Below are 14883 nucleotides of genomic sequence, written 5' to 3'. Positions count from 1 at the left end.
GGCTTGGTGCGTTCGAACTTACCTTTTGCCATTTTATTCTTCCTTCAAAAAGAACGATTTATCAACAATAGAAGACCTGCCCCTGCTTGGGGCAGGTCTTTGATTCTTTATTACTTAGCTTTAGATGTAACGATCGCGTCGATCACATTCTTAGGCGCTTCAGAGTAGTGCTTGAATTCCATGGAATACGTTGCGCGACCTTGGGTAGCGGAACGCAGGGATGTGGAATAACCAAACATTTCAGACAAAGGCACTTCAGCTTTGATAATCTTACCACCGCCACCAGCGATCTCATCCATACCCTGAACCATACCACGACGGGAAGACAAGTCACCCATCACAGTACCAGCGTAGTCTTCAGGTGTTTCAACTTCCACAGCCATCATAGGCTCCAGAATAACTGGGCTTGCTTTACGGCAGCCGTCTTTGAATGCCATCGAACCCGCCATACGGAATGCGTTTTCGTTGGAGTCAACGTCATGGTAAGAACCGAAGAACAGAGTAACTTTAACGTCAACCACTGGGTAACCAGCCAATACACCGGAAGTCAGTGTTTCGCGAACACCTTTTTCAACCGCAGGGATGTATTCACGTGGAACAGTACCGCCTTTGATCGCGTCAACGAATTCGAAACCTTTACCTGGTTCTTGTGGTTCAATTTTCAGAACAACGTGACCGTACTGACCACGACCACCAGATTGCTTAACGAATTTACCTTCGATTTCTTCGCATGTTTTGCGAATTGTTTCGCGGTACGCAACCTGTGGCTTACCAACAGTTGCTTCCACGTTGAATTCACGCTTCATACGGTCAACGATAATATCCAGATGCAATTCACCCATACCGGCGATAATTGTCTGACCAGATTCTTCGTCAGTACGTACGCGGAAAGATGGATCTTCTGCAGCCAGACGGTTCAGTGCCAAGCCCATTTTCTCTTGGTCAGCCTTAGTTTTTGGCTCAACTGCCTGAGAAATAACTGGCTCTGGGAATATCATGCGTTCCAGAACAACGATCGCTTTTTCATCACACAGAGTATCACCAGTTGTTGTGTCTTTCAGACCCACAACCGCAGCGATATCACCCGCCATCATTTCTTTGATTTCTTCACGTTGGTTCGCGTGCATCTGAACCAGACGACCGATACGTTCTTTTTTCTCTTTAACAGAGTTATAAACGCTGTCGCCAGAATTCAATTTACCGGAGTAGCAACGGATAAAGCACAATTGACCAACGAATGGATCCGTCGCAATTTTGAACGCCAGTGCAGAGAATTTTTCGTTGTCATCAGCATTACGAACAACTGGCTCATCATCTTCATTCACGCCAGGAACTGGTGGAATGTCCAATGGAGATGGCAGGTATTCAACAACCGCATCCAACATCGCCTGAACACCTTTGTTCTTAAATGCCGTACCGCACATCATAGGAACGATTTCAGAAGCAATAGTACGCTGACGCAGGGCTACTTTAATTTCAGCCTCAGTCAGGTCACCATCTTCCAGGTATTTGTTCATCAGCTCTTCACTGGCTTCAGCTGCCGCTTCAACCATGTTTTCACGCCATTTTTGCGCTTCAGCCAACAGATTTTCCGGAATATCACGGTATTCAAACTTCATACCCTGGGATGCTGCATCCCAAATGATAGCCTTCATTTTAACCAGATCGATCACACCTTCGAACAGGTCTTCAGCACCGATAGGTACTTGCAGAGGTACTGGGTTTGCCTTCAAACGTGCACGCATTTGATCGTACACTTTGAAGAAGTTCGCGCCGGTACGGTCCATCTTGTTGACGAATGCCAAACGTGGGACTTTGTATTTGTTAGCCTGACGCCATACGGTTTCAGACTGAGGCTGCACACCACCTACTGCACAGTAAACCATGCAGGCGCCATCCAGAACACGCATGGAACGCTCAACTTCAATCGTGAAGTCAACGTGGCCTGGTGTATCGATGATGTTGATGTGATGCTCAGGGAAATTATTCGCCATGCCCTTCCAGTAGCATGTCGTCGCAGCGGAAGTAATGGTAATACCACGTTCCTGCTCTTGCTCCATCCAGTCCATGGTAGCGGCGCCATCATGCACTTCACCGATTTTGTGATTTACACCGGTGTAGAACAGAACGCGTTCAGTGGTCGTTGTTTTACCTGCATCGATGTGAGCGGAAATACCGATATTACGGTAGCGCTCAATGGGGGTCTTACGGGCCATAGGATATTCCTAAATCTTTTAATGGACAAAACCGAGCGCAATTTTTTGTGAAAATCGCGCCCGGCCTGATTCAAAATACTTGCCAGAGCCATTGCATAAAGTTCATACAATGACTCCCTACTCTTACTCTTAGAAGCGGAAGTGAGAGAAGGCCTTGTTGGCTTCAGCCATACGATGGACTTCATCACGTTTCTTCATTGCACCGCCGCGACCTTCTGCGGCTTCCAACAATTCACCAGCCAAACGCAAAGGCATGGATTTTTCGCTGCGCTTGTTAGCAGCTTCACGCAGCCAACGCATAGACAAAGCTAAGCGACGGACTGGGCGAACTTCAACTGGCACCTGGTAGTTTGCACCACCAACGCGACGGGACTTAACTTCAACCAATGGCTTCGCATTGTTGATAGCTTGTGCGAACACTTCCAGCGGATCTTTGCCAGATTTAGCCTGGATCTGATCGAATGCACCGTAGATAATGCCTTCAGCAACAGACTTCTTGCCAGACAACATCAATACGTTAACAAATTTTGCAACTTCTACATTACCGAATTTTGGATCCGGCAGTACGTCCCGTTTCGGGACCTCACGACGACGTGGCATTTCAATTCCTTTCAATCTTCAGTTGAGCGTCAGATAACACTTTATTGACACTCGCGACGGGCCATCATAGCCTGCCACTTACTCGGTTCATTCCGAACCGACACTGATCCGTAGAGTCTACGGAGATTAAATTACGAGTTAATTACTTCTTAACAGCCTTAGCACGCTTCGCACCGTATTTGGAACGAGCTTGCTTACGGTCTTTAACGCCTTGAGTATCCAAAGCACCGCGAACCATGTGATAACGCACACCCGGCAAATCTTTTACACGGCCGCCGCGTATCAGCACGACGCTATGTTCTTGCAGGTTATGGCCTTCACCGCCGATGTACGAAATAACTTCGAAACCGTTGGTCAGACGAACTTTAGCAACTTTACGCAAAGCCGAGTTTGGCTTCTTAGGAGTTGTTGTGTAAACGCGGGTGCAAACGCCACGTTTTTGCGGGCTGTTTTCCAGCGCCGGCGATTTGCTCTTAACCACAGCGGAAACGCGTGGTTGGCGAATCAGTTGATTGATGGTTGGCATCGTTTTTAATCCAACAAAATACAACGTTAATACAAACCCGGAAACGGTTGCCCGGGAACTAAAAATCAATTTTCCCCGTTTGAATTTGCAGAGAGGCACGCTGAAACGCATGCCATTTGCCTGTTTTTTATGCAAAATTTTCGTGACTTACAGGCACAAATTGCAGCAAAAAACATTAACCCAAAATCGAGAACTCGCAATTTTATGTCTGTTCACGCAAGCATGTCAATGAATTTTGACGGCTTAGGATGCCTCACACTGAGTTAGCGAGGTTGTTCAGAGTAGGCAATTTCGGCGATAAATCAAGCATCGCTGCCGGTTTGCAATCAAAATTCAGGGCAAATGCCTCCCCGCCTCTTCATCTTAAAAGGAACGACAAGTACAACTGCCGTTATCTACCTTATGCGTTACACATCCGATTAAGACCGAAAAGATCGAACAAATGCCTTGAGGCCGCATAAATCCTTTATATTGACGCCCTTTATACAAAACTTGCACTCCGGCACAGGGACATCCCACAGATCACAGCCATGCCTACCTCCAACCGCTTTTCCCGCATTTTTTTATTAAGCAGCTATGGCTTATTGTCTGCGCTGCCATTCTTCCCTTACCTGCAACAACAATCCGTGGATCACGCCGGAACGATACTGGCATCCGGGCTGCTGGCCTGGATCATGCTGTGGGCGGTATTCAAAAGCCCGCGCTGGTTTCATTGCCTGCTATTGCCAGCGATGCTAATGATGCCTGTAGAAATCTACCTGCGCCTCTACTATGGCCAGGGTATATCCACTCATCATCTGGGCATCATGCTGGAAACCAGCCCAAAAGAAGCCGCCGAATTCCTGGGCAATAAAGTGTGGTTATTGGCAGGGCTCAGCATCCTCATCGTCGCCTGGTGGTGGCAGTTGCAGCGCTTTGTCTGGCGTAGCGATGTGCTGGCCTGGCGTCACCCCAGCCGCTGGCTGGCACTTTGTGCAACACTCGTCATCAGCGTGATCAGCAGCTATGCCTACTGGGTAGGGGTGCAGGCACAAACCGCTTCCGGCAAATCAGGCAGTGCCTCTACCCGTGCCGCCATCAGTGGCAAGGCGATATCTGTGTCAGCGTTGGAGGCCGGGCGGCAACGTTTAATCCAGGGCCCAGGTCCGGCGCCGGCATGGCTGGTACCGGTCGCTGACGAGGAAGTGTTTGCGCGCGTCTGGCCATTCGGCCTGATATTGCGCAGTATCGACTTCTGGAACGAGCGCGATTACCTGAATCATTTATCCGATAAAAGCCGCACATTTCACTTCGGTGCGCACTTACAAGGCGACCCGGCCGCGCCGCAAGTAGTAGTGATGGTGATCGGCGAATCCTCACGCTACGACCGCTGGAGCCTGAATGGCTATGACAGGGAAACCAATCCGCTGTTAAGCCTGGAAGAAAATCTGGTCAGCTTTAGTGACATGATTTCTGCTGTGTCAGCCACCCGTTTGTCAGTGCCTATCATCGTTTCGCGCAAACCGGCGGCACAAGGCTTACAGGCTGGCTTTTCAGAAAAGTCTTTTTTGTCTGCCTATCGCGAAGCGGGTTATAAAACCTACTGGATTTCGAATCAGATGAGTTTTGGCCAGTTCGACACGCCAACCTCGGTATTTGCCAAAGAGGCCGATGTGACCCAGTTCCTGAATCTGGGCGGCTATACCAATCAATCCAATCTGGATGATGTGTTATTTGCGCCGCTGGAACGCGCGCTGCAGGATGCGGCCCCAAAAAAGCTGATCGTACTGCATACCCTGGGCAATCACTGGAATTACAGCCACCGTCATCCGGCGGAATACGACCACTGGAAACCTTCTTTATACGGCGTGGTGAATCCCGCCTATACCGATCTGAAAAATAAAGAAGCACTCAGCAACAGCTATGACAACTCCATCCTTTATACAGACTGGGTCTTGTCGGGCTTCATACAACGCCTGAAGGATAGCGGCATATTGAGTTCACTGATGTATGTATCCGACCATGGTCAGACTTTGTATGACGGCAGCTGCAATCTCGCGTTTCATGGGCATAACACGCAGTATGAATTCCATGTACCGGGCTTTGTGTGGTATTCCGACGCCTATTTAGAAAAATACCCGGAAAAAATCCGGCAACTGCGCGCCCATCAGCGCGCGCCGCTGAGTACAGAAAACGTGTTTCATACGCTGCTGGACATGGCAGACATCCGCTATCCGGACGAAAAACTGGAACGCAGCATAGTCAGCCCGCGCTGGAAGCCGCATCTTCGCTATGTCGATAGCTATGGCTGGACGAATTACGACAATGCGACGATCAAAGGCGAATGTCGCGAAGTGATCGATAACAAAACGCCGCTGTCACAAAAATAGACTCCGCCAGGGCTGTGCCAGACTCACCTCTTGGTACAGCCTGGCAAGGCCGAGCGCAACGCGCTCCCGCATGGCGACAAATTCGCTTACACTTCTGACATGCGTATTGATACCCCACCCACATTGAGTGTGATCACTCAGAATGAGAGCGTTGTGCAGCTACAAGGCTGCTGGCTCGCGCATACCCTGTGTCACGCTGAGCGGCTGTCAGAGTTACAGCAGCAGTTGAATCAACTGGCCTTACGTCCAGCCTTGCACTGGGATCTGAGTCAGATTGAAGCACTGGATCATCTGGGGGCGCAATTGCTATGGCGCGTATGGCAGCAACAGCTCCCTGCGCACGCCAACATCAGCGAGCAGCACCTCGGAATATTTGAACGCTTGCATACAGTCAGCCAGCTTGCCCAACCGGTCGAGCCCAAACCCAGACTGACACGCGTGATGAGACTGGGCAGCACGGTGCTGGGCTTTTTTGCACATTGTTTTAGTTTCGTGGGTTTGCTCGGTCAGCTGATGCTGGATCTGGGTCGCTTCATCCGCCATCCTTTGCGTGGCCCCTGGAAAGAAATTTCAGCCAATATCTACCGCATGGGCGCTCAGGCGCTGGGCATTACTGCGCTGGTGGGGATATTAATCGGCATCGTGCTGTCCTATTTATCCGCCCAACAGTTGAAAACCTTTGGCGGCGACCTGTTCATCGTCAATTTGCTGGGCATGAGTATTATCCGCGAGCTCGGCCCTATGTTAGCCGCCATCCTGGTAGCCGGGCGTTCCGGCTCTGCGATCACCGCACAGCTAGGTGTGATGCGGGTGACCGAAGAACTGGATGCGATGCAGGTCATGGGTATCCCACATGGATTCCGGCTGATCATGCCGCGCGTGCTGGCCTTAGCGATAGCAATGCCCTTAATTGTGATCTGGACCGATATCATGGCGCTAATAGGCGGCATGATCGCCGCCCAGGCGCTGCTAGGCATGAGTCCCGCGTTTTTCATCTATAAACTGCCGGAAGCGGTGCCTATCCTGAATTACTGGATAGGCTTACTCAAAGGCGTGAGCTTTGGGGTGCTGATCGCTTTGATCGCCTGCCATTTTGGGCTGCGTATAGAACCAAATACTGAAAGTCTGGGCCGAGGCACAACCAGTTCGGTGGTGATCTCAATTACTATGGTCATCATTGCCGATGCTTTGTTCGCCATCATTTTCAGCAAAACCGGGTACTGACATGGCAGAGCAGAACACAGAAAATCTGATCCGTATCCGCGGCCTGCGTACGCAGTTCGGACGCATGGTGGTGCATGACAATCTGGAACTCGACGTCAGACGTGGTGAAATTTTATCTGTGGTCGGCGGCTCGGGCACCGGTAAGACCGTATTGATGCGGCAAATGCTGGGCTTAGAAATCCCTAAGCGCGGCAGTATCGAAGTCTTTGGCGAAGACATCCATGCACCGAAAGCCGGCAATCTGGATTATCTGCGTAAGCGCTCAGGCATGTTGTTCCAGCAGGGCGCACTGTACTCAGCACTCAGTGTGTTCGACAATGTCGCACAACCTATGCGCGAACTGGGCAAGCTACCGGAAGATTTAATCCGTGATCTGGTTTACCTGAAGCTGCACATGGTCAATATCGGCTTTGAGCACGCGCGAAAAATGCCAGCCGATCTGTCGGGCGGCATGGTCAAACGTATCGCACTGGCGCGTGCACTGGCGCTGGATCCTGAGCTCTTGTTTCTGGATGAACCCACAGCCGGTCTGGACCCTGACCGCTCTGACAGTTTCGTGGAGCTGATACAGTCGCTGCACCAGCAACTGAGTCTGACCGTGATCATGGTAACGCATGACCTGGACAGCCTGTTTGCTTTATCCAGCCGGATTGCAGTGCTGGCAGAAAAGCGCGTGCTGACCTTAGGCAGCCCGCAAGAAGTGGTGCGTTTTCCGCATCCGTTTATCAAACAATTTTTCCTGGGCGGCCGTGGACTACGCGCCATGGAAGTACTGCAACCCCAACCTGACCGGGAGTGATATGGAAAACCGTTCACATGCTTTAATCGCAGGATTTTTTACGATCGCCTTACTCGCACTCGCTACGCTGCTGGCGATCTGGCTGGGGCGCGACAAAATCCAGCGCACACCCTATGAGATCGTGACCAAATCGGCGGTATCCGGTTTGAATTTACAAGCGGTAGTACGCTACAAAGGTATCAAGGTCGGCAATGTCACTGACATCGATTTCGATGACAAAGTACCTGGACAAATCATACTGCGTCTGGAGGTGCTGCCCGATACGCCGGTGACCAATGCGACCTTTGCGACACTGGCTTATCAGGGCGTGACAGGTATCGCTTTTGTGCAGCTCGATGAAGATGCCAAAGCGCAGCAAAGTCAGTTACTGCAGGCTGGCGCCAGCATCGCCCGTATACCGCTGCGTCCTGGCATGCTGCAAAATCTGGAGCAACGCGGTATCGCTATCCTGACTCAGGCTGAAGAACTGACCAAACGCCTCAATCATATGCTGGACCCCGACAATCAGAAATCGGTCGTTCATACCCTGGAAAGCTTCGGCAAACTGGCTCAACGCTGGGAAGCGGTACCGGATCAGATCAATCCGGCCTTACAGCAATTACCGGTGCTGATGCAACAAGCTGGCAGCACCTTACAATCGGTGAATCAATTGTCTAAAGATGCCAGTCAGCTGACCCAGAACCTGACTCAGTTCAGTACCCGCCTGCAGGGCCCGGACAGTCCTGTCTTCCGCTTCAATCAAAGTCTGGAGTTGTTCAACAACACCTTGTATTTAGATACTCTGCCCCGTCTGAATACGCTGAGTAATGAGGCGCGCCAAAGCCTGCGTGCCGTTGGTCGCACCGCAGAAAGTCTGAATGAACGCCCGCAAAGCATCCTGTTTGGCCCACCGCCAGCGTCACCCGGCCCGGGCGAACCTGGCTTCAGTGCACCTGCCAGATAAACCAGATCACCCCAAGCTTGCTTAAACTATGCAAAAGCCAGCTCCCGTATTTAATTAAGGACAAGTATGTTTTCTATCCTGTCAGCTGATTTCTCTAAAGATGGATCGTCCCGCGAATTGAAGCGGATACTGTCTGGACTGCTTACGCTGCTTGCTATCGCCAGCATGACCGCATGCAGCAGTAATCCGGCACCACTCAAACAACAATATGATCTGGGTCCGCTAACTGCCACCCCTGCCAACCCGATAACATCAGCGCCAGCCAGTCTGCGCTTTGTACTGGCCGACATACAGACCACGGCTGCGCTCGACAGCCAGGCCATGCTCTACCGCCTGCAATATGAGAATGCACAACAGCTGAAAGCCTATGCCTATGCGCGCTGGAGCATGCCGCCGGCACAATTGATACAACAGCGTATCAAGCAGCAGACCAGCGCTGCCGGTGGTTTGATACTACAAAGGAATCAGGCCGCGCCTGACACACCGGTGCTGCAACTGGAATTGGACGAATTCTCACAAGTCTTCAGCTCAGCCAGCAGCAGCCACGCCCAGCTCAATGGGCGCGCTCTGATCAGCAAAGGCGGAAAAGTGCTGCGTCATCGTCAGTTTCAGATCCAGCTTCCCGCCAGACAGGCTGATGCAGCAGGCGGGGCGACTGCCCTGCAACAGGCAGTGGACCAGTTGATCGCTGAGTTACAGCAGGAAATCCTGCAGTTGAACTGACATGTCTATTCATGCCGACAGCGCTGCTGCGCCAGCTTCCGAGCTGAACCTGATACGCCAAAGTTCGCCGTTCGCACGGGTCAGTTTGCTGGCTTACGTCGTACTGATTCTGTACGCGAGCTGGTATCCGTTCACCGGCTGGCAAGCCAATAATCTGTCGGCGCTGCCCGATGTATTACGCCAGTGGCCGCGTTACTGGACATGGTTTGATGTGATCACCAACGTCATCGCTTATGTGCCACTGGGCGCATTGTTTGTGTTTGCCCTGTATCCGCATATAAAGGCTGGCTGGTCTGCACTGCTGGCTGGCCTGGCCGGTAGCTGCATCTCAGTCTGCGCCGAATTGGTCCAGTATTTTTTACCGAGTCGTGTCACGTCTGTCGTCGACATACTCACCAACAGCAGTGGCGCCATCCTGGGTGCCTTGCTGGCTGCATGGCTGACACCCTGGCTGATGGAAAAAGGACGTTTGCGCTTATTACGCAAGCAGTGGACTTACCAGGAATCCAGTCAGGAAATCGTGATACTGGGCCTGTGGCCGATGGCGCAGCTGTATCCTCAGGCCTATTTATTCGGACTAGGTGGCATTTTTCCGATTCTGTCTGAGCACCTGAGCCAGTTCTTTGATATGGACATCGATCTGAGCGCACTGATCTTGCGCGGGACCGAGCTGACACCGGAAGAATATCTGTTAGCCGAAGCCCTGATCACTGCCTGCGGCTGCACTGGCGCGCTGCTGCTGTGCATGAGTCTGCTCAACCGCCATGCACCAAAATTCTGGCTATCCGCTTTGCTGCTGAGCCTGGCTATCGTAGGCAAGTCACTGGCTGCAGCGCTGTTCTTCCAACCCGAATATGCGTTTGGCTGGCTCACCCCCGGCGCGCGCGGTGGCTTGCTGATCAGCGCGATTATGCTGTACGGCTTTTCGTTTGCGCCTCTGCATGTGCAGAAAAGGCTGGCGTTCGTACTCATGCTGCTGAGTCTCATGGTGCTGAATATTTTGCCGGACAACCCCTACTTCAGTGCCACCATGCAAACCTGGGTACAGGGGAAATTTTTGAACTTTAACGGTGCCGCGCAGTTCTTATCTCTGTTCTGGCCCTTCCTTGCACTGTGGGCGCTGTTGCGCAAACCGGCACAGCACACAGCAAGGCTGGCGAAGGAGGAAACGCAAACGCCTCAGGTGTAATACCCGGCATTTGCAGTATCATAGGGCTTTTGCAAAATCGCCTGCTGCCGTGGAATCCGTTTCAGATGCCAGCTCAGTGCGATGACTTTGCGTCGTTTGCCTGGCATCCGATATCACTCAATATCCGAAATTTCATATCATGTCCGAACCACTCTACTTTCAAAAACATGTTTTCTTTTGCATGAATCAACGCGAAGATGGTCGCCCATGCTGCATGGAGCGCGGTGCGCAGGCTGCGCAGGAACATGCCAAGCGCCGCATTAAGCAGCTGGACATGAATGGTCACGGCAAAATCCGCTTCAACAAAGCCGGCTGCCTCGATCGCTGCGAAGAAGGGCCGGTCCTGGTGGTCTATCCACAGGGAACCTGGTACACCTTTGTGGACCAAAGCGATATCGATGAAATCATTGATGTCGACCTGATAGGCGGCGGCGTAGTCGAACGCCTCAAACTTCCGAATACCTGATTGAACCACCAGGCTGGTGCGTACACGCAGAGCTCAGCCTGATTACGCTGCTTGTACTGATAGTCCTAGGCATGAACGCTCAAACTGAACACTTCCTGATTGCCGGCTCGGCCGGCCAATTACAATGCGCACTCGATTTACCCGATCCTGAGTTGCAGACCTCTCCACGCGGACTGGCACTGGTTGCGCATCCGCATCCGCTCTACGGCGGCACCATGGATAACAAGGTCGCGCAAACCCTGGCGCGCACCTTTACCGGCCTCGGCTATGCCGCTGTACGCATGAACTTCCGTGGCGTCGGTCAGTCTGGCGGCAGCTACGATGCCGGCATCGGTGAAACCGACGATATGGAGCTGTTGTTGCAACATATGCGGCAACGTTATCCCGATCTGCCACTGGCACTGGCCGGTTTTTCATTTGGCACCTTCGTACAGGCCCGCCTGCAACAGCGCTTGCAAACGCAGGACCGCGCAGCGCAAAGGCTGGTGCTGATCGGTGCCGCCGCCGGTAAATGGGAGATGCCTGAGATCCCATCGAATACCATCTTGGTACATGGCGAGCTGGACGACACCATTCCTCTGTCCGCCGTACTGGACTGGCTGCGCCCGCAAGATATTCCGGTCACCGTAATACCCGGTGCCGATCATTTTTTCCATCGTCGTCTGCACCATATCAAACAGCTGGTCACCAGTCTGTGGGATAAGGCATGACGATCTGTTTCACCTCGTTTGATCAATGTCACCCATGAAAAAATTTCTCGCTACTGTTGCTGCCTCGCTGCTGACGCTGTCTGCTGCGATGGCACAAACACTCCCTGCTCCAAGCATTGCAGCCAAATCCTGGCTGCTGTTTGATGCTACCAGCAATCAGGTTATCGCTGCGCAAGATCCTGATCTGCGTATAGAACCCGCCTCGCTGACCAAGATCATGACCGCCTATCTGGTGTTTTCTGCATTAAAAGAAAAAAAGCTGGATCTGAACCAGACGGTCAATGTATCGACCCGTGCCTGGAAGGTGGATGCCAGCAGTTCAAAAATGTTTATTGAGCCGAACAAGCCAGTCACCATTAATGAATTGCTGTATGGCCTGATCGTTCAGTCTGGTAATGATGCTGCTGTCGCGCTGGCTGAAGCCGTGGCCGGTAGTGAAGAGGCCTTCGTGGTGCAAATGAATCGCGAAGCAGAACGTCTGGGCATGAAAAACAGCCGCTATGCTAATCCGCATGGTCTGCCCAGCCCGGACAATTTCGCGACTGCACGTGATTTGTCTACCCTGGCAAACCGCCTGATCACCGATCACCCTGAATACTATAAAACCTATTACAGCACCAAGAGCTACACGTATAACAAAATCACCCAACCTAACCGCAACCGTTTGTTATGGCTGGACCCGACCGTAGACGGCATGAAAACTGGCCATACCGAAGCAGCTGGCTATTGCCTGATTTCTTCGGCATCGCGTCCGAATGGCAGTGGTCAGCGTCGTCTGATTTCGGTAGTGACCGGTACCGCCAGCGATCAGGTACGTGCGCAGGAAAGTCTGAAGCTGCTGAACTGGGGCTATCTGAATTTCGATACGATCAAACTGTATGCCAAAGGTCAGGCGATCCAGACCCCGGAAGTCTGGAAAGGCAATCAGGCCACAGTCAAGATCGGTTTTGACCGCGATTTGTATGTGACCCTGCCTAAAGGTGCGGCGGCCAATCTGAAACCTGCGCTGGAAAGAAAAGATCCGCTGGTGGCACCGATAGCTCAATACAGCAAAGTCGGTACCGTGAAGATGATGTTAGACGGTAAAGCCGTTGCCGAATTCCCGGTACAGGCGCTGGAAAAAGTGGATCAGGCCAGCATATTTGGCCGCGCCTGGGATTCGATACGCCTGATGCTGAAATAAAATAATTCGGTTTCGCTTAAAGCCAGAGTGAGTATGCTCTGGCTTTTTTTTGTATAAAAAAAAGAAATATTTTAATTTCCGCAACACAATAATTGCAATTTACACTATTATTCTTCGAAGCTAATGATTGCTCTTATACCAACCCAGTCTAAGCTCAGATATTTTTTACACTGACTTACCTTGCAATGAAGGAGACACCATGAAAGTGCTTTTGGGACTTTTAACAGTATGCACACTGTCTGCTTGTAGCAGTCTTGAAAATCAAGCAGCCAACGAGAGTAAAACCATTGCAGACGAAGCTGATTATGTTACTGGCAGTAATATTCGTCAGCGGAATAGGCAAATTCAAACTCTGACGCCTTCCCAAGCTGAAGACTTGAAACGTGGAGCAATCGTAAGCGGGCAAAAGGGCTGAATAAAAAGCGATATTTAGTTTGTGGTAAGGCGTGGCTAGTAAAGGGCATTACAGGCACCGCATCGTTATCATAAAAAACCTGTTGTAGCGGAAAGTGCCTGTTCATGCTTAGTTTGAACTGGCACTTTTTATGCGATATTTGCATAAATTAACAAGCGCAAACATGTAAGAATTAGTGCTCCTAATCCCAGACACTAATTCCATCATGAATGACCCACTCGTATACCTTAATGGCGCTATGACGCCATTGTCCGCAGCCCACATACCTGTACTCGACCGCGGTTTTATTTTCGGTGACGGTATTTACGAAGTGATCCCGGTTTACCAGCGCCGCATGTTCCGTGCCGATCAGCATCTGGCGCGCCTGTTCCGTAGTCTGGAAGCGATAGGTATTCCGAATCCGCATAACAAAGAAGAATGGCTGCAGCGCATACGACAAGTGATGGATGCGCATGAAGCGGATGATCAGATGGTCTACCTGCAGGTGACCCGCGGTGTCGCGCGCCGTGCCCATGCGTTTCCAAAAGAAGTGACGCCTACCGTATTCATCATGACCAACCCCATCGTATTGCCAACTCCGGCTGCGCGTGAGCATGGTGTGGCGTGTGTATCCATGGAAGACCGGCGCTGGCTGCATTGCGAAATCAAGTCGATTTCCTTGCTCGGTAATGTACTGGCGGCACAGAACGCAGCGGAACATCAGGTCGCAGAAAGCATACAATTCCGCGATGACTATCTGAGCGAAGCGTCGGCGTCCAATGTATGGATAGTCAAAGACGGTGTACTGATGGGACCGCCTAAGGATCACTTGATCCTGGAAGGCATACGCTATGCTTTGATAGAGGAACTCTGTGCACAACTCAGCATACCGTTTGAAATGCGCCGCATCAGGCGCGCCGAGGTGTTCGCTGCCGATGAAATCATGTTGTCATCGGCGACCAAAGAAGTGCTTGCAGTTGTGAAGCTGGACGAGCAGACTATTGGAAATGGCTTACCCGGCCCCATATACCAACAATTGTATGCGGCTTATCAATTAGCCAAAGCTGCCTGAACGGCTGCCATCCCTCCTGACTCTGTGTGGATGCCTGCAGCGCAGTACGGCATACCACTCAGAGAATGGAAAAATCATGGAAATGAAACCTATCCCGCCAGAACAAAGTCTGATCGAGTATCCGAGCGAATTCCCGATCAAGATCATGGGCGCTATGCATGATGCCTTTGCCCAGACCATGGTCGAAGTCGTCACTTTGCATGATCCTAGCTTCCATGCCGGGAAAATGGATATGCGTCCATCCAGCAAGGGCACCTACCTGTCACTGACAGTCACCGTCTGGGCCACCAGTCGTGATCAGCTCGACAATCTGTATCGCGACTTGTCCGGTCACCCTATGGTCAAAGTGGTTCTTTAAACATCAGGCAAAACCAGCGCGCAAAAAAACAAACCCTGCTACGCGGCCATCTCTGGCGCGCACAGCAGGGTGCTTTGTTCAGCTAAGGTTCACAGCTCGCTAAATCTCCGA

15 protein-coding genes are annotated in these 14883 nt (G+C 51.5%); 12 read left to right on the top strand and 3 right to left on the bottom strand.

The window, feature by feature from the left end; all coding sequences use genetic code 11:
- Window positions 1–110: 110 nt before the first annotated feature.
- The 3 genes from fusA to rpsL form a co-directional block, all read right to left on the bottom strand.
- The gene (gene fusA / locus EYB48_RS17450; RefSeq protein ID WP_162021667.1) at window positions 111–2216 is read right to left on the bottom strand and encodes an elongation factor G; all 2106 of its coding nucleotides are present in this window, start codon (window positions 2214–2216) and stop codon (window positions 111–113) included.
- Window positions 2217–2345: 129 nt separating this feature from the next.
- Window positions 2346–2816, bottom strand: a complete 471-nt coding sequence (gene rpsG / locus EYB48_RS17445; protein ID WP_162021666.1) for a 30S ribosomal protein S7 — start codon at window positions 2814–2816, stop codon at window positions 2346–2348.
- Between the two features lie 142 nt (window positions 2817–2958).
- Window positions 2959–3342 (bottom strand): 30S ribosomal protein S12, encoded by a 384-nt coding sequence (gene rpsL, locus EYB48_RS17440; protein ID WP_162021672.1) that lies wholly within the window; start codon window positions 3340–3342, stop codon window positions 2959–2961.
- A gap of 530 nt (window positions 3343–3872) precedes the next feature.
- On the opposite strand from rpsL, the gene EYB48_RS17435 reads away from it, so the two are divergent.
- From EYB48_RS17435 to EYB48_RS17380, 12 genes are all read left to right on the top strand, one after another.
- Window positions 3873–5711 carry a phosphoethanolamine transferase gene (locus EYB48_RS17435; RefSeq protein ID WP_162021665.1) on the top strand — a complete coding sequence of 613 codons (1839 nt, stop codon included), beginning with the start codon at window positions 3873–3875 and terminating at the stop codon, window positions 5709–5711.
- A 99-nt stretch (window positions 5712–5810) separates the two neighbouring features.
- Window positions 5811–6935, top strand: coding sequence for an MlaE family ABC transporter permease (locus EYB48_RS17430; protein WP_162021664.1), 1125 nt, complete (start codon window positions 5811–5813; stop codon window positions 6933–6935).
- Window position 6936: 1 nt separating this feature from the next.
- The gene (locus EYB48_RS17425; protein ID WP_235935242.1) at window positions 6937–7734 is read left to right on the top strand and encodes an ABC transporter ATP-binding protein; all 798 of its coding nucleotides are present in this window, start codon (window positions 6937–6939) and stop codon (window positions 7732–7734) included.
- A 1-nt stretch (window position 7735) separates the two neighbouring features.
- Entirely contained in the window at window positions 7736–8677 is a 942-nt protein-coding gene (locus EYB48_RS17420; RefSeq protein WP_162021662.1) for an MlaD family protein, read from the top strand.
- Window positions 8678–8743: 66 nt separating this feature from the next.
- Window positions 8744–9400: an ABC-type transport auxiliary lipoprotein family protein gene (locus EYB48_RS17415; RefSeq protein WP_162021661.1), complete on the top strand. Its 657-nt coding sequence runs from the start codon at window positions 8744–8746 to the stop codon at window positions 9398–9400.
- 1 nt (window position 9401) lies between these two features.
- Window positions 9402–10589 (top strand): VanZ family protein, encoded by a 1188-nt coding sequence (locus EYB48_RS17410; RefSeq protein WP_162021660.1) that lies wholly within the window; start codon window positions 9402–9404, stop codon window positions 10587–10589.
- Window positions 10590–10728: 139 nt separating this feature from the next.
- Entirely contained in the window at window positions 10729–11055 is a 327-nt protein-coding gene (locus EYB48_RS17405) for a (2Fe-2S) ferredoxin domain-containing protein (protein WP_162021659.1), read from the top strand.
- 71 nt (window positions 11056–11126) lie between these two features.
- Complete coding sequence (locus EYB48_RS17400; RefSeq protein ID WP_162021658.1) at window positions 11127–11765, top strand: alpha/beta hydrolase; 639 nt, start codon at window positions 11127–11129, stop codon at window positions 11763–11765.
- 34 nt (window positions 11766–11799) lie between these two features.
- The gene (locus tag EYB48_RS17395) at window positions 11800–12948 is read left to right on the top strand and encodes a D-alanyl-D-alanine carboxypeptidase family protein (RefSeq protein ID WP_162021657.1); all 1149 of its coding nucleotides are present in this window, start codon (window positions 11800–11802) and stop codon (window positions 12946–12948) included.
- A 199-nt stretch (window positions 12949–13147) separates the two neighbouring features.
- Complete coding sequence (locus tag EYB48_RS17390) at window positions 13148–13363, top strand: hypothetical protein (RefSeq protein WP_162021656.1); 216 nt, start codon at window positions 13148–13150, stop codon at window positions 13361–13363.
- A gap of 205 nt (window positions 13364–13568) precedes the next feature.
- Window positions 13569–14414 carry a D-amino acid aminotransferase gene (locus EYB48_RS17385; RefSeq protein WP_162021655.1) on the top strand — a complete coding sequence of 282 codons (846 nt, stop codon included), beginning with the start codon at window positions 13569–13571 and terminating at the stop codon, window positions 14412–14414.
- A gap of 76 nt (window positions 14415–14490) precedes the next feature.
- The gene (locus EYB48_RS17380; RefSeq protein ID WP_162021654.1) at window positions 14491–14772 is read left to right on the top strand and encodes a DUF493 family protein; all 282 of its coding nucleotides are present in this window, start codon (window positions 14491–14493) and stop codon (window positions 14770–14772) included.
- The last annotated feature ends 111 nt before the right edge of the window (window positions 14773–14883 follow it).

The organism is Cognatundibacterium crateris (genome assembly GCF_010078235.1).
In the GTDB taxonomy this organism is placed as follows: Bacteria; Pseudomonadota; Gammaproteobacteria; order Burkholderiales; family Burkholderiaceae_D; genus Undibacterium; species Undibacterium crateris.
This window is presented reverse-complemented; position numbering and strand designations above follow the sequence as displayed.